We start from the raw sequence: 23,383 nt of genomic DNA, 5'->3' as shown, positions 1-23,383 counted from the left end.
TTCCTTCGATGCTCGCACTTACCGATTTCTCCACGCGCCTGATCGCGTGGCAACGCGTTCACGGCCGTCACGACCTGCCCTGGCAAAACACGCGCGATGCTTATCGCGTATGGCTTTCGGAGATCATGCTGCAGCAGACGCAAGTGTCCACGGTGATTCCGTATTACACGCGTTTTCTTGCCCGTTTCCCCGACGTGAAAACGCTCGCCAACGCGCCCGCCGACGACGTCATGGCGCATTGGGCCGGACTCGGCTACTACTCGCGCGCGCGAAATCTGCACAAATGCGCGCAGATCGTGGCGTCGTCGCATGGCAGACATTTCCCCCGCACGGTTGAAGAACTGGCCGAATTGCCGGGCATCGGACGTTCCACGGCGGCGGCCATCGCGTCGTTCGCATTCGGCGCGCGCGCGACGATTCTCGACGGCAACGTGAAGCGCGTGTTGGCCCGCGTGTTCGGCGTGGAAGGTTTTCCGGGCGAAAAGCGCGTCGAAAACGCGATGTGGACGCTGGCGGAATCGTTATTACCCGACGCCGCACACGCCGACGAAGTCACCGCTTATACGCAAGGTCTGATGGATCTCGGCGCGACGCTTTGCGTGCGCGGCAAGCCCGATTGCGCGCGCTGTCCGTTCGCGCCGGATTGCGTCGCGAATGTCGAAGGGCGGCAAAAGGCGCTGCCCACGGCGCGTCCCAAAAAGGTCGTGCCGACGCGCAAGACGTGGATGCTCGTGCTCAAGGATGGCGACGCCGTGCTGCTGGAAAAGCGTCCGCCGTCCGGGATTTGGGGCGGTTTGTGGAGCCTGCCGCAAGCGCCCGACGAAGCCTCGCTCGAAGCGCTCGCGATGACGCTCGGCGGCGCGGACGCGGACGAAGTCGAGCGTCTCGCGCCGCTCACGCACGTATTCACGCATTTCAGGCTGGATATCGAGCCGCGTCTCGCGCGCGCACGGCCGGTCGCGCACGATGCGTCGGCGCGGCCGGTGACGGTCTGGGCGCCGCTCGCGGAGATCGGCGCGTACGGTTTGCCCGCGCCGGTGAAGAAGCTGCTCGACGGACTTCAGGGCACGCTGATCTAGAGCAGTTGATGATGCTGCATGTAGTGATGCACGACGTCGATACGCGCGGCGGCGTCGTCCAGCTCCATCAGCTTCTGGCGCGCGCGCATGGGGATCGGCAGGATTTCGGACAGCCGGTTCGACACCCAGGTCGGATCGTCGAATAGAAAAGGTTCGGCGAACGGCAGGTTTTGCGGATCGCGCGCCTTGATGGTCTCGATAATCCGCTCCAGCACTTCCGCGCACGCGCCGAACTTGGCGAGTGCGTCGCTACCCTGCAGCGGCTCGTCGTCGCCGATCGTCTCGGCCATGCCCACCAGCAAATTGCTCGGCTCGACGCGGTGCGAAAGCAGCCGGAAACGTTTCGTGCCGCGCGATTGCACGATCAACATGCCGAACGTGTCGACGTCGCATTGCGTGATTTCGGCGAGACAGCCGATCGGCTCAGGCACGGATGGATCGCCGGGCGACGCGATTTCACTTCCGCTTTTCAGCAGACACACGCCGAACGGCGTGTTTTCGCGCAGGCAGGCACGCGCCATATCGAGATAGCGCGCCTCGAAAATCTTCAGAGGAAGCAGACCGCCCGGGAACAGCACGGTGTGCAGGGGAAAGAGCGGCAGATCGGCGAGTACGGGATTGGCTGACATCGCGCGCCTCCAGGTTGGACCGCCCGCGGCGATCAGATTGGCGTCGGCGCGGCGAAGCCATCGTGCGAGATGGGTGCGTCGCGATGCCGCACGATCACATTGGCTTTGTCTCCGAAGCGCGCGGCGAGCGCCTGGGAAATGAACACCGAACGGTGCTGGCCGCCGGTGCAACCGATCGCGACAGTGAGATAGCTGCGGTTATCGTCGCGGAAATGCGGGAGCCATTTTGCGATGAACGTGCCGATGTCGTCGATCATCTGATGGACCATCGGCTGCGCCGACAAATAGTCGATCACCGGCTGATCGAGTCCGGTCAGCGGGCGCAGTTCGCGGTCGTAGTACGGATTCGGCAGCGTGCGCACGTCGAACACGAAATCGGCGTCGAGCGGCACGCCGCGCTTGAAGCCGAACGATTCGAACATCAGCGTGAGACCGGCCGGTTCCTGCTCGATGAACTGCTTGACCCACGCCCGCAGCACGTTTGCGCGCAGGTTGCTGGTATCGATCTGATGGCCGAACTGGGCGAGGCCCGAGACCAGTTCGCGTTCGCTTTCGATCGCTTCGGCGAGCGACGTGAGCACGCCGACATCGGCGTCGTGCGCGGGCGACCCGGACAGCGGATGGCGGCGGCGCGTTTCGGAAAAACGCTGGATGAGCGCCTGCGTGCTGGCGTTGAGGAACAGAACGCGCGTGTCGAACGCGCTCGAAAGAACCTTGACGATGGCCGGCACTTCGTCGAGCGAGCGGCTCGAACGAGCGTCGATGGCGATCGCGAGGCGCGTCTGGCCTTCTTTCGCGAGATAGTCGGCGAGTTCGGGCAAAAAGCGCGGCGGGAGATTGTCGACGCAAAAGTAGCCGGCGTCCTCCAGCGCGTTCAGGGCGACCGATTTGCCGGAGCCGGAGATGCCCGTGATCAGAATGATGCGCATGAGTTTCGACTCGTTCGCTTGTGTTTTCAACGTCCTGGCGCCCGCCGCGCGGTTAAATCAGCTTTCCGGGGAACTGGCTGTCGGGGTCTTGCATCGCCAGCCGCTGACGGTCCATGAAGTCACGCAAGGTATCAATACCACGCAGTTGCAGGATCGTGTTGCGCACGGCCGCTTCCACCAGCACGGCGAGATTTCGCCCGGCGGCGACCTGAATAGTCACCTTGCTGATCGGCAGGCCGAGCACGTCGACGGTCTGGCTTTCGAGCGGCAGCCGCTGGAATTCGCCGTCCGGACGACGCACGAGTTGGACGATCAGCTTGAGTTTCATTTTCCGCCGCACGGCGGTTTCGCCGAAGATCGTCTTGATGTCGAGCAAGCCGAGTCCGCGTACTTCCAGCAGGTTTTGCAGGAGCGGCGGGCAGCGTCCTTCGACGAAATCCGGACCGAGCCGCACGAAGTCTACGGCGTCATCGGCGACAAGTCCGTGACCGCGGCTGATCAGTTCCAGCCCGAGTTCGCTCTTGCCGAGGCCGGAGTCGCCGGTGAGCAGCACGCCCATGCCGAGGATGTCGAGGAACACGCCGTGCAACGTGGCGCGCGGCGCGAGAATGCGCGACATATAAAGCCGCAGACTATCGATCACCGCCGCCGCCGACATCCGCGTGGTGAAGAGCGGCGTGGACGAGCGCGTGCAGCGCAGAACCAGTTCCGGCGGCGCGCCGACTTCGCCCGCGACCACGAGAAACGGCGGTTCGAGCGCGATCAACTCGGCCATGTTGCGCGAGCGGTCTTCGTCGGATTGACGCTGGTAATAATTGATCTCGGCGTCGCCGAGCACCTGAATGCGGTTCGGATGAATCAGATTCAAGTGGCCGACGAGATCGGCACTCGACGTCGCGTTGGCGACGGTTTCGGTGGAAAAACCGCGTTCCCAGCCTTCGTGACCCGTGAGCCAGCTCAGTTTGAGCGCGGCTGCGTTGTCGTCGAAAATGCTCTGGGCGTTGATGCTGGACGTATCCATGTGGCCGAAACTCCGAAGGAAGCCGGGAGCGGACGGCACGCGGTCAGGCCGCGCGTTCGACTTGCCGGAAACCGCTCCATTTCACCGATTGTGCGCCAGAAGCCGCGCCGGCGCGAGCGCACGGGCCGTCGGGCAACTGCGCGTTTCGCTTGGGCACTACGGTTGCCACTGCGTGAGCACTTTGTGCAGTGCCTCACGATCCTCTTCCGTATTCAGGCGTTCGCGCGCCTGAGCATCGGACAGTAACTGAGCAATTTCGGACAGGATTTCCAGATGCTGCTGGGTAGCCTGTTCAGGTACGAGCAGGAAGATCAGCAGCGAGACGGGCTGGCCGTCCGGCGACTCGAACGCGATAGGTTCGGCCAGCCGCACGAACGCGGCGAGCGGTTGTTTCAGACCTTTGACGCGGCCGTGCGGAATCGCGACGCCTTCGCCGAGCCCGGTCGAACCGAGGCGTTCACGCGCGAAAAGGTTGTCGGTGACAGTGCTGCGGGCGATGCCGTTCTGATTCTCGAAGATCAGTCCCGCTTGCTCGAACACGCGCTTCTTGCTGGTGACGGTCAGTCCGAGGACGACATTTTCGAGGGGAAGAAATTTGGCTAAACGATTCATGTTGGCAGGCTGATGCGTGGCCTGAATTCTCCTCATCGTGGCGACTGGCGGATTAGCGCACACGGCGATGTTGGAATGGAGCGCGCCTTAAGGCGCATTCCGATTGACGACCCCGATATTAACCGGTTCATTATAGAACAGTGCAACCTGCGATGGTGCAGCGCGCCATCGCTTTTTAACTGAATGGTTCCATTTTAAAGCGCCGGAAATCAACGACTTGTGTGATGTTTCAACGAAAAAGCCGCCTGCTTGCAGGCGGCTCGTGGCCGAGGTTGCACCTCGACATGCACATTGTCGCGACCGGGAATAAATTCGAGTATTTCCTCGAATCATCTGCATGCGGACTTGCCGCATGAGCACCGTCCGGTGAGGAGCATGAGCCGGCTCATGGCCGGGCGGCTCGACTCACGGTAGCGGCGCTTCGATCTCCGTAGTCTGGTACTTCATCGCGTCATGGGCGTGGCCCTGAATCTTGTCTTTGTGGCGTATGACCTGCCGATCCAGCTTGTCCACCATCAAGTCGATCGCCGCGTACATATCAACGTCACAACTCTCGATGAAAATGTCCTTGCCCTTCAGATGCAAGTTGATTTCCACCTTTTGCCGCTTGTCCTTTTCCCTATGATTGTCGACCGAGAGGACCACATTGCCATCGATCACTTGATCGAAATGACGGAGCACCCTGTCCAGTTTGGTGATCACGTACTCGCGCAACGCAGGCGTCAATTCGAGGTGGTGTCCACTGATCTGCAGATTCATAGTTGCTCTCCAAGCTAATGGCCGCTTGGGCGCTTCGACGCGGCTGACACGGACCGGTGGGAATCTCGCGGCGTTCGCTGGTGGGCTGACGCTGGCGCGGGTTCCACCGGCCGGCTGGTCCGCGCGTGTTCGCGTTGCGGCCGGTAAAGGCTCGCCGCAACATGCAGCGAGCTACAGAGACGATTCGGCTTTGATGCTCGACTGTCCTCGTTTAAGTGGCGCGGTGTGAGGTGTCAGAGGGACTTTCGCAGATTTACCGCCGGGATTTTCAACGCTTCGCGATACTTCGCAACGGTACGCCGCGCGACCACGAAACCTTGCTCCGCCAGCAGTTCGGCGATGCGGCTGTCTGAAAGAGGAGATTTTGAATCTTCCGCTCCTATCAGTTGCTTGATGAGAGCGCGGATCGCCGTGGACGATGCCGCGCCTCCTGTGTCAGTCGAAACGTGCGATCCAAAGAAGTACTTAAACTCAAGCGTCCCAAATGGGGTCAGCATGTATTTCCCGGTCGTCACACGCGAAACCGTCGACTCGTGTAAACCCAGCGTATCAGCAATTTCCCGCAAAACCAAGGGCCGCATGGCAATTTCGCCATGCGCGAAAAAGTTCTTTTGCCGCTCGACGATAGCCTGCGCGACACGCAGAATTGTCTCGAATCGCTGCTGGATATTCTTGATGAGCCAGCGCGCTTCCTGAAGCTGCTGGCGCAGCGAACCGCTGCCCGGATCGCCGCGATTGTTGCGCAAAATATTCGCGTACAAGTGGTTGATCCTGAGACGCGGCACGATCTCTGGGTTCAGTTCAGCCGCCCATCCGGTCGTGGTTTTGCGCACCAGAATGTCGGGTACGACGTAATCGGCCTCGCTCTTTCCGTAGGCCGCGCCGGGAAACGGCTCAAGCGAACGGATGAGCGCGTGGGCGTCGCGCAGCGAGTCGTCGCTGGCTTTGAGTTGCTTGCGCAGGCGCGTGAAATCGCGCGCGGCGAGCAGTTCGAGATGATGCGAAACGATGTCGATGGCGAGCGTTCGCGTGGCCGATCCGTCGAGTCGCAGCAACTGCAGCTTGAGACATTCCGATGCCGATCGTCCGCCGACGCCGGGCGGATCGAAGCTCTGCAGCAGCGCGAGCGCCGCGCTGAGTTCGTCGAGATCGACTTCGAGTTCTTCCGGCAGATCAGCCTGCACTTCGTCGAGCGACGCGGTGAGATAGCCGTCTTCATCGAGCGATTCGATCAGGAAAGTGATCAGCGCGCGATCCCGCGGATTCGCGGCCGTCATGCGCAACTGCGCGCTCAGATGGTCGCGCAGCGTGGTCGTGGATTCGTGGATTTGCAGCGGCGGCAGGTCGTCGTCGTCCGAGCCGGTGTTCGAGCGGCCGTAGTCTTCGAGGTTCCACGAATCGGACCCGGAACCGTTGTCCGAGCCCATGCCGTTGTATTCGTCGACGCCCTGCGGATCGCCGTTTTCGGAGCGTTCGGAACTCGACGTGCTGCTGGTCGAGCCGTTGTTCATCAGCGGCTCGGGTGGCGCGCTCGACGTGTTCGCGGACGTGATGAGCGAGCCGTCGGCGGCAACGCGCAGCGGGCTCGCGATCCAGTCGTCCTCGTTTTCCAGCAGCGGATTTTGCGCGACCGCCATCGCGACCTCTTGCTGCAGTTCGAGCGTCGACAACTGCAGCAGCCGGATGGACTGCTGCAGTTGCGGGGTCAGCGCAAGATGCTGCGATAGGCGAAGTTGGAGGCTAGCTTTCATGGCAAAGTTTTATTCATTGTAGAGAGTTTGCCACGCGCGCGAAACCTCGCGGGGATTCGTCAAAACGAACGTGCCGCCCAAGAGGGGCGGCACGTAAGAATTGCTGATGAAGGAAAGCCGCCGAAGCGCTGCATCACATGCGGAAATGTTCGCCCAGATAAACGCGCCGCACGTTCTCGTTTTCGATGATCTCGCTCGGTGCGCCCGCCGCGAGCACGCTGCCGTCGCTGATGATGTACGCGTGGTCGCAGATGCCGAGCGTCTCGCGCACGTTGTGGTCGGTGATCAGCACGCCGATATTGCGCTGCTTCAGGAACTTCACGATCTTCTGGATTTCGAGCACGGCGATCGGATCGACGCCCGCGAACGGCTCGTCGAGCAGGATGAACGCCGGGTTCGTCGCAAGCGCCCGCGCGATTTCCACGCGCCGGCGCTCGCCGCCCGACAACGATAACGCCGGGTTATCGCGTAAATGCGCGATCTGCAGTTCGTCGAGCAGCGCCTCGGCGCGCTCGGTGATGGCTTCCTTCGAAAGACGCTTGTCCGATTCGTCGGTTTGCAGTTCCAGCACGGCGCGGATGTTCTGCTCGACCGTGAGCTTGCGGAACACGGACGCTTCCTGCGGCAGATACGACAGGCCGAGGCGCGCGCGCTTGTGGATCGGCAAAAGGCTGATGGACGTGCCATCGAGCGCGATTTCACCGGCATCCAGCGGAACGAGACCCACGATCATGTAGAACGACGTGGTCTTGCCCGCGCCGTTCGGACCGAGCAGGCCGACCACTTCGCCGCTTTTCACGTCGAGCGATACGTCCTTCACGACCGTGCGCGAGCCGTAGCGTTTTTTCAGGTTGCGGACGGAGAGCGAGCTGCTCTCGCCGAGAGGCTTCCGATGTAGCATGGCGGACGCGTTCACTCTTGCGGCGCTCCCTGGATCGAGTTCGACGGTGCGAGCGTCGCGGGCGCGCCGGTCAGCGGCGCAGCGCCGCCGTTGCGCGGCGCCAGCATGGCGCGCACGCGGCCAGTCGGATTGCCCGGGCCCGCAACGTCCTTGCCCGCCTTCGCGGTGTAGAAGTCTTTCTGGCCGTCGTAGGTGATGACGCTGCCGCGCACTTCGTCCTGAATCTTCGTCAGTCCTTGCAGGCGGCGCACGACCGCGCGGGTCGTGAGCGTGGTGAGATCCTGCTTGCCGTCGTAATCGATACGAACCGCGTTGCCTTCGATGTATTCGTCCAGGCCGTCGCGCTTCTGGCGGAAGTACGACAGGGTGTTGCCCGTCGACGTGCCGGTTGCGTACTGATAACCCTGCGGGTCCTGCGTGACTTCAACGCGGTCCGCGCGAATGATGATCGTGCCTTTCGTGGCGACCACGTGACCCGTGAAGATGTTCATCTGCTTCAGGTCGTCGTAGGTCATGTTGTCCGCTTCGATATTGAGCGGCTTGTCGTTGTCGGCGCGTTCGGCGTGCGCGCCGGGGGCGAAGCCCGCGAGCGGCAGCGCGACCAGTGCGGCCACGAGCCCGAACGTGCGGACGCGGCGCGACAGCGCGGCGCGAGCGCGGACGGAATCGGGACGGAGGAACGGTTCGTTCATGCAGTCACACTTGGAATGGGAAAAGCGGATCACTGGGAGGGGCCGCCCTTGATGTCGGACGCGGCGATCGCGCCGCGAACGTTGCCAAAGAGCTTCATTTCCCGGGTCACGTTGTTGTAGTTCATGCCGTTGGCGGTCATCACGGATGGACCGCGCTGCAGTTTAACCGGCTTTTCCGTTTCGATGACATCGTCGTTCACGTGGATCCGGAAGTGCTCCGAATCGGCCTGCATCTGCGGATCGCCCGCGCCGGCCACACGCAAAATGCGCGCGTGATCGTACAGATCGACAATCGATACGTCGCCGTTCACCGTGCCGCGCTGCGACGTGGCGGTCACCGTTGGCTTGCCCGGCTGGAACATGCGCATTGCGGGCAAGGTGAGATCGCTGTCTTCGTCGTCTTCGTAATGCACCATCGACGTCGCCGTCAGACGGTATTGCGTCGTGCCGGTCGTGTCGAGTTCGGAGACGGAAAAGTTGTCGGCGAAATAGTCGGCCGTGTGAGTTTTCGCGCGCGCGGGCTCTTCGCTCGCGGGCGGCAGTGTCGCCTGCAGAAGCCAGTATGTGATGCCGGCGAGCGCCGCCACCGCGACGAGCGGCACGAGCGAAGTCAGGCGAGCTGGACGTTTCATCGCGCTCCCGTCGCGGCAGCGAGCAAGCCGTCGTAAGTCTGCTGCGCGCGCAGGATGACTTCGCACACGTCGCGCACCGCGCCGTGGCCGCCGCGCGCCTCGGACACGTAATGGACGCGCTCGATTACTTCCTGATGCGCGTTCGCCGGCGCGGCCGCGAAGCCGCAAAGGCGCATCACGGCGAGGTCCGGCCAGTCGTCGCCCATGTAACCGCAATCCGTGGCGGCGATGCCGGTTTCGCGCAGCAATTCGGCGAGGGCGACGGTTTTATCGGCGACGCCTTGATAAAGATGCGCGATGCCGAGTTCGCGCGCGCGCGCCGCGACGATGCCCGATTGGCGGCCGGTGATGATGGCCGTAAGAACGCCGGTCGAGGCGAGCATTTTCACGCCGTGGCCGTCGAGCGAATTGAACGATTTCATGGTGTCGCCGTGTTCGGTGAAGAACAGGCTGCCATCGGTGAAGACGCCGTCGACGTCGAAAATCATCAGCTTGACGCGGCTCGCGCGTTCTTGCGCCAGGCTCGCGGCGGCGGGCGTTTGCGCCATCAGATCACCTTCTTGGAAAAGAGGTCGTGCATGTTCAGCGCGCCGATCAGCGTCGCGTTTTCATCGACAACCAGCATCTGGTTGATGCGAAACCGCTCCATCAGTTCGACCGCTTCGACGGCGAGCTGGTCCGGACCGATCGTGCGCGGGTTGCGCGTCATCACGTCGGCGAGCGGCAGGGCGCGGAAATCGCCTTCGCGCTGAAGGATCCGGCGCAAGTCGCCGTCGGTGAAAATGCCTTGCACGCGCCGTTCGCCGTCGATCACCGCCGTCATGCCCATGCGTTTGTCGGTGATCTGGAACAGCGCGTCGGCCACACTCGCCGTCAGCGCCACGACCGGCACTTCGTCGCCCACGCGCATCACGTCGCGCACGTAGGTGAGCAGGCGCCGGCCGAGCGCGCCGCCCGGATGCGAGCGCGCGAAATCGTCGGGGCCGAAGCCGCGCGCGTCGAGCACGGCGACCGCGAGCGCATCGCCGAGCGCGAGCGCGGCCGTCGTGCTCGCGGTGGGCGCGAGGTTCATCGGACAGGCTTCTTTCTCGACACGCGCGTTCAGATGAACGTCCGCGAGTTGCGCGAGACTCGATTCCGGCCGGCCGGTCATCGCGATAAGCTTGGCGCCGAGGCGCTTGATGAGCGGCAGGATAGCAACGAGTTCTTCGGTTTCCCCGGAATTCGACATCGCGATGAAGATGTCCTCGGCGGTCACCATGCCGAGATCGCCGTGACTGGCTTCGGCGGGATGCACGAAGAACGCGGGCGTTCCCGTGCTGGCCAGCGTCGCGGCGAATTTGCGCGCGACGTGACCCGACTTGCCGATGCCCGACACGACCACGCGGCCGCGGCAGCCGAGCAGCAGTTCGACCGCACCGACGAAGCTGTCGTCGAGCAGATCGCAGAGGCCGCGCACTGCGTCGGCTTCGGTCTCGAGAACGGAGCGACCCAATGCTAGCGCACGGTCGCCATTGATTTTCGCTATCATGCGCGGAGTATAGCAAAGGCGTTACTTCGCCGCGCCGGACCAACAGCGGTCTCGCACCGCTCATCCGCCCCCCGCAGGCTTGTACGACGGGCCTGTCCACGAGAACGAACGTGCTCGCCGCGCGCTCCTTCCGCCGACAAACGAGGACGCTAGACGGATGACTTCTCCGCTCGAAATGACGCTGTTATTGCTGCTGTGTTCAGTGGCGGGCGTCGTCGTATTCCGGTTTTTCAACCTGCCGCCGATGCTGGGCTATCTGACGGTGGGCATCATCGTCGGGCCGCATGCGTTGGGGATCGCGCCGGACAGCGAGCGCGCGCAGCATCTGGCCGAGTTCGGCGTCGTATTCCTGATGTTCTCCATCGGGCTCGAATTCTCGCTATCCAAATTGCGTTCGATGCGCCGCATCGTGTTCGGGCTCGGCGCGAGCCAGGTCGGCGGAACGATCGCGATTGCGCTGCTGTTCGGCTGGATCGCCAATGTGTGGGTGCATATGTCGTGGGAGGCGAGCATCGCGCTCGGCGGCGCGCTCTCCATGTCGTCCACGGCGATTGTGAGCAAACTGCTTGCCGAGCGCCTCGAACTCGAATCCGAGCACGGCCGCAATATCTTCGGCGTGCTGCTGTTCCAGGATCTGGCGGTGGTGCCGCTTCTCATCATCATCGCCGCGTTCGGCAACGGCAATTCGTCGCAGCTCGCGATGTGGCTCGGCATCGCCGCGATCAAGATCGTGGTCGCGCTGACCGTGCTGCTGTTCATCGGCCAGAAGTTCATGACGCGCTGGTTCGATCTCGTCGCGCGCCGCCGCTCGCAAGAGCTGTTCATGCTGAACCTGCTGCTGGTTACGCTGGGCGCCGCGTTCATCACCGATAAATTCGGCCTGTCGCTCGCGCTCGGCGCGTTCATCGCGGGGATGCTGATCGCGGAAACGCCGTACCGGCATCAGGTGGAAGAAGACATCAAGCCGTTCCGCGACGTGCTCCTCGGGCTCTTTTTCGTCACGACCGGCATGCTGCTCAATCCGCGCGTGATCTGGGAGCATCCGCTTCTCGTGCTCGCGTTCTTCCTCGTGCCGATCCTGCTGAAAGCCGTGATGATCACCGGCCTCGCGCGGCTGTTCGGCGCGCCGGCGGGCGTCGCGATGCGCACCGGGCTTTATCTCGCGCAGGCGGGCGAGTTCGGTTTCGTGCTGCTGAACCTGATCCTCGACAAGCATCTCGTCGATCCCGTTCTGCTCCAGGCCATTCTCTCCGCGATGCTGCTCTCAATGCTCGCCGCGCCGTTCATCATCCAGAATGCGGACCGAATCGTGCTGCGGCTTTCCTCGACGGAATGGCTGCGGCAATCGCTGCAAATGACGAAGATCGCGACGCAGAGCCTGAAACAGAGCGGCCACGTGATCATTTGCGGCTATGGCCGCGCCGGGCAGAATCTCGCGCGGATGCTGGAGCACGAAGGGTTGTCGTATGTCGCGCTCGATCTGGATCCCGACCGCGTGGCGGCGGCCGCGGCGGCGGGGGAATCGGTCGTGTTCGGCGACGCCGGGCGCCGCGAGGCGCTGCTCGCCGCCGGCCTGCACCGCGCCGCGACGGTCGCGATCACCTACGCGAACACGCCGTCCGCGTTGCGCGTGCTGCATAACATCCACGAGTTGCAGCCCACGTTGCCGGTCATCGTGCGGACAGTGGACGACGCCGATCTCGAAAAGCTGATCGCGTCGGGCGCGACGGAAGTGATTCCGGAGATCGTCGAAGGCAGCCTGATGCTCGCGTCGCACACGCTCGTGCTGATGGGCGTGCCGATGCGGCGCGTGGTGCGGCGCGTCGAAGAAATGCGCGACGAGCGCTACAGCCTTTTGCGCGGCTATTTCCACGGCGCGGACGACGCCGACGACGAAGATGGTCACGAACAGGTCCGGCTACAATCTGTGGCTGTCGATGCGAACGCGGAAGCGGTCGGCCGGACGCTCGACGAGCTCGGGCTGGTCGGCCGCGGCGTGGAAGTCACGGCGATCCGCCGCCACGGTATTCGCGGCGTCGAGCCGGCGCCGGACACGAAACTGCGCGCGAGCGATATCGTCGTGTTGCGCGGCTTGCCCGAAGCGCTCGCGCTCGCTGAAGAACATCTGTCGCGCAATCGCCGCGCGGGCTGAACATTTTTTACCCGGAAAGCGCCTGGCCGCGCCGATTCCCTGGAGACGTCATGTCCAAGATTCCGTCGAACACACCGCTCGATCCCGTCGGCTTTATCCGCGAGCGGATTCGCACCATCGAGGACTGGCCGCAGCCCGGCGTGCAGTTTCGCGACATCACGCCCGTGCTGCAGGACCGGCGGGCGCTGCGCACGCTGATCGACGTGTTCGTGCAGCGCTATATAGATTGCGGGATCGACACGATCGCCGGGCTGGACGCGCGCGGTTTCATCATCGGGCCGATTCTCGCGTATGAACTGAGCCTCGGTTTCGTGCCGATCCGCAAAAAAGGCAAGCTGCCGTACAAGACGCTTTCGCAATCGTACGAGCTGGAATACGGCAGCGCGACGGTCGAGATTCACGAAGACGCGTGCCAGCCGGGCGAGCGCGTGGTGATCGTGGACGACCTGATCGCGACCGGCGGCACGATGATGGCCGGCAAGCTGCTGCTGGAACGCCTCGGCGCGGAAGTGGTGGAGGGCGCGGCGATTATCGACTTGCCGGAACTCGGCGGCTCGAAGCGTCTGCGCGACAGCGGCCTCGACCTTTTCACCGTCTGCGAGTTCTGACGATGCCCAATTTCCTCCTGTTCCTCGCCGCCTCGCTCGCGATCACCATCGCGCCCGGCCCCGACAATCTGCAAGTGCTCGCGCGCGGCATCTCGCAAGGCCGCGCGGCCGGCCTCGTCGCCGCGCTCGGATTCGCCGCCGGCGTCAGCTTCCACACGACGCTCGCCGCGCTCGGGGTGGCCGCGCTTTTGCGCTCGTCGCCGATGGCGTTCGAAGCCGTCAAGCTCGCGGGCGCGGCGTATCTCGTGTGGATCGGCATCAAGGCGCTGCGGAGCCAGGGTCTCGCGACCGCGCATGAACGGCCGAGCCAGCCGCTCTGGACCGTGTTCCGCCAGAGCGTGATCGGCAATATTCTCAATCCGAAGGTCACGCTGTTTTTTATCGTGTTCCTGCCGCAGTTCGTGAATCCGTCGAGCGGACACAGCGTGATGCTGCAGATGTTCGCGCTCGGCGCGGTATTCATGGCGCAGACAGTGGTGGTGTTCTCGGTGTTCGGCCTCGCGGCGGGAATGATCGGCGCGTGGCTCAAGCGCCGGCCGCGCGCGGGCGTGTGGCTCGACCGGCTGGCGGGCGCGACGTTCATCGGGCTGGGCATCCGGGTCGCGCTGAAGGACTGACCCCGAAGGTACAATTCGCGGCTCGTTCATCGCGCCACAGTTACCGCTTGATCGCGCTTCAGCGCCCTCGCGCGCAGCCGGAGTTTTTCCATGAGTTTGCCTTCGATCGTCGCCGCCCGCCGCTTCGATCCCGCCGCGCACCGGCCGTTTTTCATCGGCGCCGAGCGGGTCGGCTGGATTCGTTCGAGCGACCTTGCATTGCTCGAACCGTGGCGCGACGTGTTCGATATCGACGCCAATTCGGTCACGCTCGCGCCCGCTTTCGCCGATGTGACGAGCCGCAGCGCCGCGCTCGGCGCGGTGATCGGCATGCTCGCGGCGGACGGCCGGATTCCCGGCTGGCGCAATGAAACCTACGCGGTGCGCAATCATTTCGACGCCGAGCCGCTCGCGTTCATCGAGCGCGCGGCGTCGCGATTCTTCGGCACGCAGACCTACGCGGTGCATCTGAACGGCGTCGTAGAATATGAGAAGGGCGCGCCGAACCTGTGGATCGCGCGGCGCAGCGAGACGAAGGCGACCGATCCCGGCGTGCTCGACAACGTGGTGGCGGGCGGGATCGGCTGGGGCATGGATATCGAGGCGACGCTCGCGAAGGAATGCTGGGAAGAAGCCGGCATGAGCGCGGAACTCGCCGCGAACGCCGTGCGCGGCGGCACGTTTCATGTGCTCCAGTCGCTGCCCGAAGGCACGCAGGCCGAGCAGATTTTCGTCTACGATCTCGCGCTGCCCGCCGATTTCGCGCCGCGCAACCAGGACGGCGAAGTGGGCGAACACCGGCTCGCGCGTATCGACGAAGTCGCGCGCTGGATCGAGGAAGGCGCGCTCACCGTCGATGCGACGCTCGCCACGCTCGATTGCCTCGTGCGCCGCAACTGGATCGACGCCGGTGCGTGCGAAGGTCTCGCCGCGCTGTATTTGCCACCCGCGTTGCCGCCTGCGCTTTAATTCTCAAGTATCGAAAGAAGGAGTAACCGGTTCATGTCGACCGACCATAGTTTCATTCTGAAGTTGTCCTGCCCGGACCGGCCCGGCATCGTCCACGCGGTGTCGGGGTTTCTGTTCGATCTCGGCAGCAACATTCTCGACTCCGCGCAATTCGGCGACAGCCACACTGGCGAGTTCTTCATGCGCGTGCATTTTCAGCAGGTCGGCGGCGATCCGGGGCTGGAAGCGCTGCGCACGTCGTTCGCCACGCTCGCCGACGAGTTCGGCATGAGCTGGGAATTGCACGATGCATCGGCGAAACCGCGCGTGGTCATCATGGTGTCGAAGATCGGCCATTGCCTGAACGATCTGCTGTTCCGCTATCGCACCGGCCAGTTGCAGATCGAGATTGCCGCGATCGTGTCGAATCACAAGGATTTTTATCAGCTCGCGGCGAGCTACGACATTCCGTTCCATCATCTGCCGCTCGCCGCCTCGACCGCGCACGCGAAGGCCGCGCAAGAAGCGCGCGTGATGGAAATCGTCGATCAGCACAACGTCGATCTCGTCGTGCTCGCGCGCTACATGCAGATTTTGTCGCCCGAAATGTGCGCGAAACTCGCGGGCCGCGCGATCAACATTCATCACTCGTTCCTGCCGAGTTTCAAGGGCGCGAAGCCGTACTATCAGGCGTTCGACCGCGGCGTCAAGCTGATCGGCGCGACCGCGCATTATGTGACCACCGACCTCGACGAAGGTCCGATCATCGAGCAGGAAGTGGAGCGGGTCGATCACAGCATGACGCCGGACCAGTTGACCGCGATCGGGCGCGACGTGGAGTGCGTGACGCTCGCGCGCGCGGTGAAATGGCATGTCGAGCACCGGATCGTGCTGAACGGCAGCAAGACGGTGGTGTTCCGCTGATTCTTGCGTCGTGCAGGACGTGAAAAAGCCGCCGGATCGCGAGATCCGGCGGCTTTTTTCTTTTGATCGACCTTAAACCAGCCGCAGATAAATCAGTTCGCGCTTCACATACGCGTAGAAAATCGGCGCGGCGATCACGCCCGGCAAGCCGAACGCGGCTTCCATCGCGAGCATCGCCAGCAGCAGTTCCCACGCGCGCGCCTCGATCTGTCCGCCGATAATGCGCGCGTTCAGGAAGTATTCGAGCTTGTGGATCAGGATCAGAAACGCGAGCGACGCGACCGCCGTGCCGAACGAAACCGACAGCGAAATCGCGACGATGATCGCGTTGGAAATGAGGTTCCCGATCACCGGCAGCAAGCCGACGATGAACGTCACCAGCACGAGCGTCTTGGAGAGCGGCAGGCGTTCGTGAAAGACCGGCAACGCGATCAGCAAGTACAGCGCGGTGAAAATGGCGTTGATCGCCGAGATCTTGACCTGCGCGAACACGATGCGCCGGAACGCTTCGGAAAAGCGCGTGACGCGCGTGACGAGCGCGGTGGAGAGCGGCAGACGATGCGAGCTTTTCGGCACGCCCACCGCGATGATCGCGCCGATGATCATGCCGATCAGCACATGCCCGAACCCGCGCGCCGCCTCCTTGCCGCCGGCCTGCAACTGCGCGGCGTGCTTCTGCATGAGTTCGGCGGCTTTGTCTTTCATCTGCTCGGCGTCGACGGGCAGGTAGTTGCCAACCCAGTCCGGCACCCGCAGACGCGCGTGCGAGGTGAGCGTCATCAACTGGTCGAGCAGCTTTTGCAGGCTCGGCACGTCGCGCTGAAAGTGTTCGATGGTGGCGATGGTCGCGCCCGTCAGCCCGCCGACGATCACGACCGCCAGCAGCACCACCGCGAGCCAGCGGGCGCGGCCGCCGGTCATCCGCTTTTCGATCAGCGGCGCGATCATATGGACGAGTTGATAGACGAGCATGCCCGCGAGCATCGCGCCTAGCAGGTTCAGATAAAGCACGAGAAACATCGTGGCGAAGGCCACGAGATAACTGCCGATTTCCACCGCCGACAGCTTCGGCATGCTCATGTCGCTCGTCAGCCGCACCGGCCGCGCAGGCATTTCCCGCACCGGCCTGTCTTCGGCCGCCTGGTTGCGTTTTGCCATGACTGCTTCCCGTCTCCTACCGCTGACCACGTTCATCACTGCCGCGCCCGGCGGGCGCGGCTCATCTTTGCGGCGTGTTGCGCTTGTCCTGCTGGCCTCGAACGCGACCTGACCGGACGGCCGAGGCTCAGGCGGCGGATTTCGGCCGTTGCAAGAGCGGCGCGAGATACCGGCCCGTGAAGCTGGCCTTGGTCTTCGCGACCTGCTCGGGCGTGCCCTGGGCGATGATCTGCCCGCCGCCCGCGCCGCCTTCCGGACCGAGATCGATGACCCAGTCGGCGGTTTTGATTACATCGAGATTATGCTCGATGATCACGACCGTGTTGCCCTGATCGCGCAGCCGATGAATCACTTCCAGCAACAGCGCGATGTCATGGAAGTGCAGGCCCGTCGTCGGTTCGTCGAGGATATATAACGTCCGACCGGTATCGCGCTTGCTCAGTTCCAGCGAAAGCTTGACGCGTTGCGCTTCGCCGCCCGAAAGCGTCGTGGCCGACTGGCCCAGGCGGATATAGCCGAGACCGACATCGAGCAGCGTTTTCAGCTTGCGCGCGACCACCGGCACCGGTTTGAAGAACTCGTGCGCCGCTTCCACGGTCAGGTCCAGCACTTCGCTGATGTTCTTGCCCTTGTACTGCACGTCAAGCGTTTCGCGGTTGTAGCGCTTGCCGTGGCAGACGTCGCACGGGACGTAGACGTCGGGCAAGAAGTGCATTTCCACCTTCAGCACGCCGTCGCCCTGACACGCTTCACAGCGCCCGCCTTTCACGTTGAACGAGAAGCGGCCCGGGTCGTAGCCGCGTTCCTTCGCCGCCGGAACGCCCGCGAACAGTTCGCGGATCGGCGTGAAAAGGCCCGTGTAGGTGGCGGGATTAGAACGCGGGGTGCGGCCGATCGGGGATTGATCGACGTTGATAACCTTGTCGAAATGTTCCAGCCCTTCGATCGATTCATAGGGCGCGGGTTCGGTCGCCGAACCGTAGAGATGCTGGGCGACCGCGTGATACAGCGTGTCGTTGATGAGCGTGGACTTGCCCGATCCGGAAACGCCCGTCACGCAGGTCAGCAGCCCGACCGGCAGATCGAGCGACACATTCTTCAGATTATTTCCGTACGCTTCGATGATCCGCAGATAGCGCTCGCCCGGCGCGGTCCGGTCGGACGAAAACGCGATGCTGCGCTTGCCGGCCAGATACTGGCCGGTCATGGAGTTCGGGTCGTTCTGAACCTGCTTCGGCGTGCCTTGCGCGACGATCACGCCGCCATGCACGCCCGCGCCCGGCCCCATGTCGACGACGTAATCCGCCATGCGGATCATGTCCTCGTCATGTTCGACGACGATCACCGAATTGCCGATATCGCGCAGATGCTTGAGCGTCCCGATGAGCCGGTCGTTGTCGCGCTGATGCAGGCCGATCGACGGTTCGTCGAGCACGTACATCACGCCGGTCAAGCCCGAGCCGATCTGCGAGGCGAGGCGAATCCGTTGCGCCTCGCCGCCCGACAGCGTTTCGGCGCTGCGTTCGAGCGACAGATAATCGAGCCCGACGTTATTCAGGAACGACAGCCGCGCGACGATTTCCTTCACCACTTTATCGGCGATCTCGCCCTTCGCGCCTTCCAGATGCAGCGACTCGAAGTAGCCAAGCGTATCGCGCAACGGCCAGCCGCTGACCTCGAAAATGCCGCGCGCCTGCTCGCCCGAGCCGACTTTCACGTTGCGCGCTTCGCGCCGGAGACGCGTGCCTTCGCACGCCGGACACGCCTGATTGTTCTGGTACTTCGCGAGTTCTTCGCGCACGGCGGTCGAATCGGTTTCCCGATAACGACGTTCCAGATTCGGAATGATGCCCTCGAACGCGTGCTCGCGAACCGAGGTGCGGCCACGCTCGTTGATGTACGAAAACGGAATGGCTTGCTTGCCGGAACCGAACAACAGGGTCTTGCGGGTTTTCTCCGGCAGATCCTCGAATGCCTGGTCGATGTCGAATTCGAAGAATGCCGCGAGGCTCTGCAGCATCTGGAAATAGAACTGATTGCGCCGGTCCCAGCCTTTCACCGCGCCCGCCGCGAGCGACAGCGACGGATGCGCGACCACGCGTTTCGGGTCGAAGAACGTGATCTGGCCGAGGCCGTCGCATTCCGGACACGCGCCCATCGGGTTATTGAACGAGAAGAGGCGCGGCTCGAGTTCCTGCAGCGAGTACGAGCACACCGGACACGCGAACTTCGAGCTGAACAGCTTTTCGTTCTCGGTATCCATTTCGAGCGCGATGGCGCGGCCGTCCGCCAGACGCAGCGCGGTTTCGAACGATTCCGCGAGCCGCTGCTTCATGTCGGCGCGCACCTTCAGGCGGTCGATCACCACGTCGATCGTGTGCTTGTCGTTCTTCTTCAGCTTCGGCAGCGAATCGACTTCGTAGATCTTCGCGACGCCTTCGTTCGCCGTGCCGCCGCCCGAACGAATCCGGAAGCGGATGAAACCCTGCGCCTGCATCGCCTCGAACAATTCGACATGCTCGCCCTTGCGATCGGCGACGACCGGCGCGAGGATCATCAGCCGCGTTTCCTCGGGCAGCGCGAGCGCGGCATCCACCATTTGGGACACGCTTTGTGCTTCGAGAGGAATGTGGTGATCGGGGCAATAGGGCGTGCCGACGCGCGCGAACAGCAGCCGCAGATAGTCGTGGATCTCGGTGACCGTGCCGACCGTGGAACGCGGATTGTGCGAGGTCGCCTTCTGTTCGATGGAGATGGCGGGCGACAGACCCTCGATCAAATCGACGTCTGGCTTCTCCATGAGCTGCAAAAATTGCCGCGCATAAGCCGACAGACTTTCGACGTAACGCCGCTGACCTTCCGCGTAAAGCGTATCGAAGGCGAGGGACGACTTGCCCGACCCGGACAGGCCCGTAATCACGATCAGCTTGTGACGAGGCAAGTCGAGACTGACGTTTTTCAGGTTGTGGGTGCGAGCCCCACGAATACGGATTTCTTCCATGAACCGGGCGGAAAGTGAGGGGGCTAAACCTGCTACTATAACGACTTTTCAAGGGCGCCGTACCCGCGTTGGTACTCGCGTCCGGGCGCATCGGAGAGCGCGTCGACCGGGTGCCGGGAGGCTCCGTCCGAAAGCGCGGTTCGGCTCGACAGGCTCGGTTTGGCGCGTCGAGCGCTATGCCGAACATGGCGCCGGTTCCTGAAACTACAAGGTGAGCACGCCGGGCTTCGCGCCGTGGCGCGCCGCACACGCATCTCACACATTCCCGCTTCTGATGTCCAATCCGTCTGCTACGTCCACACGCCTGAGCGCGCCCGAAATGCGCGCGATCGTGTCGCTCGCCGCGATCTTCGCGCTGCGCATGCTCGGCCTCTTCATGATCATGCCGGTTTTTTCGATCTACGCGAAGACGATCCCGGGCGGCGATAACGTGCTGCTTGTCGGCATTGCGCTGGGTGCATACGGCGTGACCCAGTCGATGCTCTATATCTTCTACGGCTGGATCTCCGACAAACTCGGTCGCAAGCCGGTCATCGCGTTCGGGCTCGTCGTGTTCGCCATCGGCAGCTTCGTCGCGGCCGTCGGCCATTCGATGACCTGGATCATCGCCGGGCGCGTGATTCAGGGCATGGGCGCGGTGTCGTCGGCGGTGATCGCGTTTATCGCCGACCTGACGACCGAAGAAAATCGCACGAAGGCCATGGCGATGGTCGGCGGAAGTATCGGCGTGTCGTTCGCGGTGGCGATCGTCGGCGCGCCGATCGTGTTCCAGTGGGTCGGCATGAGCGGGCTGTTCACGCTGATCGGCTTCCTGTCGCTGCTTGCGGTCGCCGTCGTGGTGTGGGTCGTGCCCGACGCGCCGAAGCCGCCGGTGCACGTCAAGGCGCCGTTCGCCGAGGTGCTGCACAACGTCGAATTGCTGCGCCTGAACTTCGGCGTGCTCGTGCTCCACGCGACGCAAACCGCGCTGTTTCTGGTCGTGCCCCGCATTTTGGAAGCGGGTGGATTGCCCGTCGCCGCGCACTGGAAGGTCTATCTCCCGGTGATGGGTCTGGCCTTCGTGATGATGGTTCCGGCGATTATCGCGGCTGAAAAGCGCGGAAAAATGAAGGCCGTTCTGCTCGGCGCGATCGGGCTTATCCTGATCGGACAGTTGTTATTGGGTGCGGCTCCTCATACGCTATGGTCAGTGGCCGCCATCCTGTTCGTGTACTTTCTTGGCTTCAATGTGCTGGAGGCGTCGCAGCCGTCGCTCGTCTCGAAACTTGCGCCGGGCACGCGCAAGGGCGCGGCGGCGGGCGTATACAACACCACGCAATCCATCGGCCTCGCGATGGGCGGGGTGATCGGCGGATGGTTGCTGAAAGTGGACGGGCAGAGCGCCGTTTTCTTCGCGTGCTCGGCGCTGGTGTTCGTGTGGCTGATCGTGGCCGCGAGCATGAAAGCGCCTCCGAGCAAGACGCGGCGCACCGTTTAGTCGTTTTCGTTATTTTTATTGGCTTTAACCGAATCTGGCCGGAGCGGCCGAACCGTGTTCACGTCGCCGGCATCGGCTGGCGCGCTGAGCGCGTTTCACGCCGACGGCGACAAGCATCGAATCAACAGGAGAAATCATGGCATCCGTCAACAAGGTCATTCTCGTCGGGAACCTGGGCGCCGACCCGGAAACCCGCTATCTGCCGAGCGGCGACGCCGTGGCGAACATCCGTCTCGCGACGACCGACCGCTTCAAGGACAAGACGTCCGGCGAAATGAAGGAACTCACGGAATGGCACCGCGTGTCGTTCTTCGGGCGTCTCGCGGAAATCGTCAACGAGTATCTGAAGAAGGGCTCGTCGGTGTATATCGAAGGCCGCATCCGCACGCGCAAGTGGACCGATCAGGCCGGCCAAGAAAAATATTCGACGGAAATCGTCGCCGAACAGATGCAGATGCTCGGCGGCCGTAGCGGCGGCGGTGGCGGCGGCGATGAAGGCGGCTACAGCCGCGCGCCGGCTGAACGCAGCGGCGGCAGCAGCCGCGCACCGGCGGCCGGCGGTCGTCCGGCGGGCGGCGCGGGTGGCGGGAGCGGTGGTGCGAGCCGCCCGAGCGCGCCGGCTGGCGGCGGCTTCGACGAAATGGACGACGATATTCCGTTCTAATTTCTCGTCAGACGCACCACGCCTCAAAGCGAAGCGGCGGAATGTCCGGATGCGAATCCGGTCATTCCGCCGCTTTTTTTGCGTCAGTGAAACGCAGTCAGCTCAGGTTTTAGCTAGGTTGTCAGCTCGCGTGTCGCTCGCGTGTCGCTCGGGTGTCAGCTCGAAAAACTATGCTTCCGGCAGATCTCTTCTTTATGGCCGAGTTGCGCGGCATCGGCGAGTTCGTCCATGGCGCGCACCGAGTTCTTGAGCACCGCCTGATGCAGATCCCGCGCGCCTTCCCTGACCGCCGCGCGATCCTCGGACAGCGCCGCTTCATCGCCGCGGGCGTGAAAGTCCGCGGCCGAACCGTGCGGGGGCACCAGCACCGCGAAGCGTCCGAAGCTTTCCCGGAACGCACCGCGATTCGGCACCATCGGCTTGCAGCCGCGCAAGGCCGCTTCGAGAACCGGCATGCAGAAGCCTTCGAGCCGCGAGGTCGAGAGAACGAAGTCGGACTGCGCATAGAGATCCGACAGCGCCTGTTCGGACAAATTTGAGAAGACGCTCACGCGCTCGGACAATCCGCGAGCGACGACTTCCGCTTTCAATTCGTCGCTCTGCGAGGCGGGCACGACCATCGCCAAACGCAGGCCGGCGCCTTCCGCGCCTTCCATATAGCCGAGCGCCTGCTGATACTGCTTGTGTGTCGCGAGTGTGCCAACCCACACATAGCGATATCGCTCGCCTTCAGGATTCGCTTCAGAAGGAAAGCTAAAGGCTTTTTCAATCGGCACGCCACAAACGCTATAACTCACTTGTCCAATCAATCGCTGAATCATTCGTCCTGTTGCATGGGTAACGCAATAAACGAACTTTAGCTTGCGTGTAACCCACGGAAGATAATAGCGATAAAAAAGCGCCGACTTTTTATTTCGCGGAACGAAGTACTGAATCATGTCGTGATAAATCGGAATCTGCTTGTCGAATCCGAAAGGCACAACGTATTCCTGTGAAATAACCGCAATCACCGGACGCCCGGCGCGAATCCACATCTGGAACGCGAGCACCCAGTAGGTGACGAGCCACGGCACGCGGGCGCGCTCCAGGAAGCGGATAGTCCGGTTGCTTTCCTTGGCCTGCGCGAGTTCGCGGGCGCCGAGGATCAACGGCGTGCAGCCACGCTCGCTCATCGATTCAGCGACTTGTTTGAGAAAACGTCCCATGCTGCCGGAATCGCCGATATCCGATCCGGGCGCGCAAATTAAAACTGGTTTCACTGGACCCCCGTTAAAACGGCGGCACACCGCATTCGGTGAGCAGCTTGCGCATCATGGAAG

22 protein-coding genes are annotated in these 23,383 nt (G+C 63.0%); 8 read left to right on the top strand and 14 right to left on the bottom strand.

Annotated features, from left to right (window positions below; translation table 11 throughout):
* The first annotated feature begins 8 nt into the window (after positions 1-8).
* Complete coding sequence (gene mutY, locus AC3D25_RS13870; RefSeq protein ID WP_488888944.1) at positions 9-1,079, top strand: A/G-specific adenine glycosylase; 1,071 nt, start codon at positions 9-11, stop codon at positions 1,077-1,079.
* Here the strand turns inward: mutY and AC3D25_RS13865 are convergent.
* From AC3D25_RS13865 to kdsD, 11 genes are all read right to left on the bottom strand, one after another.
* On the bottom strand, positions 1,076-1,708 hold the full coding sequence (locus tag AC3D25_RS13865; protein ID WP_488888943.1) for an LON peptidase substrate-binding domain-containing protein: 633 nt from the start codon (positions 1,706-1,708) through the stop codon (positions 1,076-1,078). The genes mutY and AC3D25_RS13865 overlap by 4 nt on opposite strands.
* A 32-nt stretch (positions 1,709-1,740) precedes the next feature.
* Complete coding sequence (rapZ, locus tag AC3D25_RS13860; protein WP_488888942.1) at positions 1,741-2,637, bottom strand: RNase adapter RapZ; 897 nt, start codon at positions 2,635-2,637, stop codon at positions 1,741-1,743.
* A 52-nt stretch (positions 2,638-2,689) separates the two neighbouring features.
* The gene (gene hprK, locus AC3D25_RS13855) at positions 2,690-3,658 is read right to left on the bottom strand and encodes an HPr(Ser) kinase/phosphatase (protein WP_087643377.1); all 969 of its coding nucleotides are present in this window, start codon (positions 3,656-3,658) and stop codon (positions 2,690-2,692) included.
* A gap of 156 nt (positions 3,659-3,814) precedes the next feature.
* Positions 3,815-4,306: a PTS IIA-like nitrogen regulatory protein PtsN gene (ptsN, locus tag AC3D25_RS13850; RefSeq protein ID WP_488888941.1), complete on the bottom strand. Its 492-nt coding sequence runs from the start codon at positions 4,304-4,306 to the stop codon at positions 3,815-3,817.
* A 369-nt stretch (positions 4,307-4,675) separates the two neighbouring features.
* Positions 4,676-5,029, bottom strand: a complete 354-nt coding sequence (gene hpf, locus AC3D25_RS13845; RefSeq protein ID WP_488888940.1) for a ribosome hibernation-promoting factor, HPF/YfiA family — start codon at positions 5,027-5,029, stop codon at positions 4,676-4,678.
* Between the two features lie 233 nt (positions 5,030-5,262).
* Positions 5,263-6,780 (bottom strand): RNA polymerase factor sigma-54, encoded by a 1,518-nt coding sequence (locus AC3D25_RS13840; RefSeq protein WP_488888939.1) that lies wholly within the window; start codon positions 6,778-6,780, stop codon positions 5,263-5,265.
* A gap of 133 nt (positions 6,781-6,913) precedes the next feature.
* Complete coding sequence (gene lptB / locus AC3D25_RS13835; RefSeq protein WP_488888938.1) at positions 6,914-7,681, bottom strand: LPS export ABC transporter ATP-binding protein; 768 nt, start codon at positions 7,679-7,681, stop codon at positions 6,914-6,916.
* Positions 7,682-7,692: 11 nt separating this feature from the next.
* Complete coding sequence (lptA, locus tag AC3D25_RS13830) at positions 7,693-8,373, bottom strand: lipopolysaccharide transport periplasmic protein LptA (protein ID WP_488888937.1); 681 nt, start codon at positions 8,371-8,373, stop codon at positions 7,693-7,695.
* 29 nt (positions 8,374-8,402) lie between these two features.
* A complete protein-coding gene (lptC, locus tag AC3D25_RS13825; RefSeq protein WP_488888936.1) occupies positions 8,403-9,005 on the bottom strand; it encodes an LPS export ABC transporter periplasmic protein LptC in 603 nt (200 codons plus the stop codon).
* Positions 9,002-9,553 carry a KdsC family phosphatase gene (locus AC3D25_RS13820; protein WP_488888935.1) on the bottom strand — a complete coding sequence of 184 codons (552 nt, stop codon included), beginning with the start codon at positions 9,551-9,553 and terminating at the stop codon, positions 9,002-9,004. Before AC3D25_RS13820 ends, lptC begins: the two co-directional genes overlap by 4 nt.
* Positions 9,553-10,536 (bottom strand): arabinose 5-phosphate isomerase KdsD, encoded by a 984-nt coding sequence (gene kdsD, locus AC3D25_RS13815; protein WP_488888934.1) that lies wholly within the window; start codon positions 10,534-10,536, stop codon positions 9,553-9,555. The genes AC3D25_RS13820 and kdsD overlap by 1 nt, the downstream gene beginning before the upstream one ends.
* 157 nt (positions 10,537-10,693) lie before the next feature.
* Here kdsD and AC3D25_RS13810 point away from each other — a divergent pair, with 157 nt between their 5' ends.
* The 5 genes from AC3D25_RS13810 (at position 10,694) to purU (ending at position 15,764) form a co-directional block, all read left to right on the top strand.
* Entirely contained in the window at positions 10,694-12,688 is a 1,995-nt protein-coding gene (locus tag AC3D25_RS13810) for a monovalent cation:proton antiporter family protein (RefSeq protein ID WP_488888933.1), read from the top strand.
* 50 nt (positions 12,689-12,738) lie between these two features.
* Positions 12,739-13,296, top strand: a complete 558-nt coding sequence (locus AC3D25_RS13805; protein WP_488888932.1) for an adenine phosphoribosyltransferase — start codon at positions 12,739-12,741, stop codon at positions 13,294-13,296.
* Between the two features lie 2 nt (positions 13,297-13,298).
* Positions 13,299-13,913 carry a LysE family translocator gene (locus AC3D25_RS13800; protein ID WP_488888931.1) on the top strand — a complete coding sequence of 205 codons (615 nt, stop codon included), beginning with the start codon at positions 13,299-13,301 and terminating at the stop codon, positions 13,911-13,913.
* 90 nt (positions 13,914-14,003) lie between these two features.
* Entirely contained in the window at positions 14,004-14,861 is an 858-nt protein-coding gene (locus AC3D25_RS13795; protein WP_488888930.1) for an NUDIX hydrolase, read from the top strand.
* A 33-nt stretch (positions 14,862-14,894) separates the two neighbouring features.
* On the top strand, positions 14,895-15,764 hold the full coding sequence (gene purU, locus AC3D25_RS13790; protein WP_488888929.1) for a formyltetrahydrofolate deformylase: 870 nt from the start codon (positions 14,895-14,897) through the stop codon (positions 15,762-15,764).
* Positions 15,765-15,836: 72 nt separating this feature from the next.
* Here purU and AC3D25_RS13785 read toward each other — a convergent pair whose 3' ends face one another.
* Both AC3D25_RS13785 and uvrA read right to left on the bottom strand, forming a co-directional pair.
* Positions 15,837-16,922: an AI-2E family transporter gene (locus AC3D25_RS13785; RefSeq protein WP_488888928.1), complete on the bottom strand. Its 1,086-nt coding sequence runs from the start codon at positions 16,920-16,922 to the stop codon at positions 15,837-15,839.
* Positions 16,923-17,049: 127 nt separating this feature from the next.
* Positions 17,050-19,923, bottom strand: a complete 2,874-nt coding sequence (gene uvrA / locus AC3D25_RS13780; RefSeq protein ID WP_488888927.1) for an excinuclease ABC subunit UvrA — start codon at positions 19,921-19,923, stop codon at positions 17,050-17,052.
* 274 nt (positions 19,924-20,197) lie between these two features.
* Here uvrA and AC3D25_RS13775 point away from each other — a divergent pair, with 274 nt between their 5' ends.
* Together AC3D25_RS13775 and AC3D25_RS13770 are read left to right on the top strand one after the other, a co-directional pair.
* On the top strand, positions 20,198-21,400 hold the full coding sequence (locus tag AC3D25_RS13775; RefSeq protein ID WP_488888926.1) for an MFS transporter: 1,203 nt from the start codon (positions 20,198-20,200) through the stop codon (positions 21,398-21,400).
* 136 nt (positions 21,401-21,536) lie between these two features.
* Complete coding sequence (locus AC3D25_RS13770) at positions 21,537-22,064, top strand: single-stranded DNA-binding protein (protein ID WP_488888925.1); 528 nt, start codon at positions 21,537-21,539, stop codon at positions 22,062-22,064.
* A gap of 155 nt (positions 22,065-22,219) precedes the next feature.
* Here the strand turns inward: AC3D25_RS13770 and AC3D25_RS13765 are convergent, their stop codons facing one another.
* Entirely contained in the window at positions 22,220-23,323 is a 1,104-nt protein-coding gene (locus tag AC3D25_RS13765; protein WP_488888924.1) for a glycosyltransferase, read from the bottom strand.
* Between the last annotated feature and the right edge of the window lie 60 nt (positions 23,324-23,383).

Source organism: Caballeronia sp. SL1002 (genome assembly GCF_057814995.1).
This window is presented reverse-complemented; position numbering and strand designations above follow the sequence as displayed.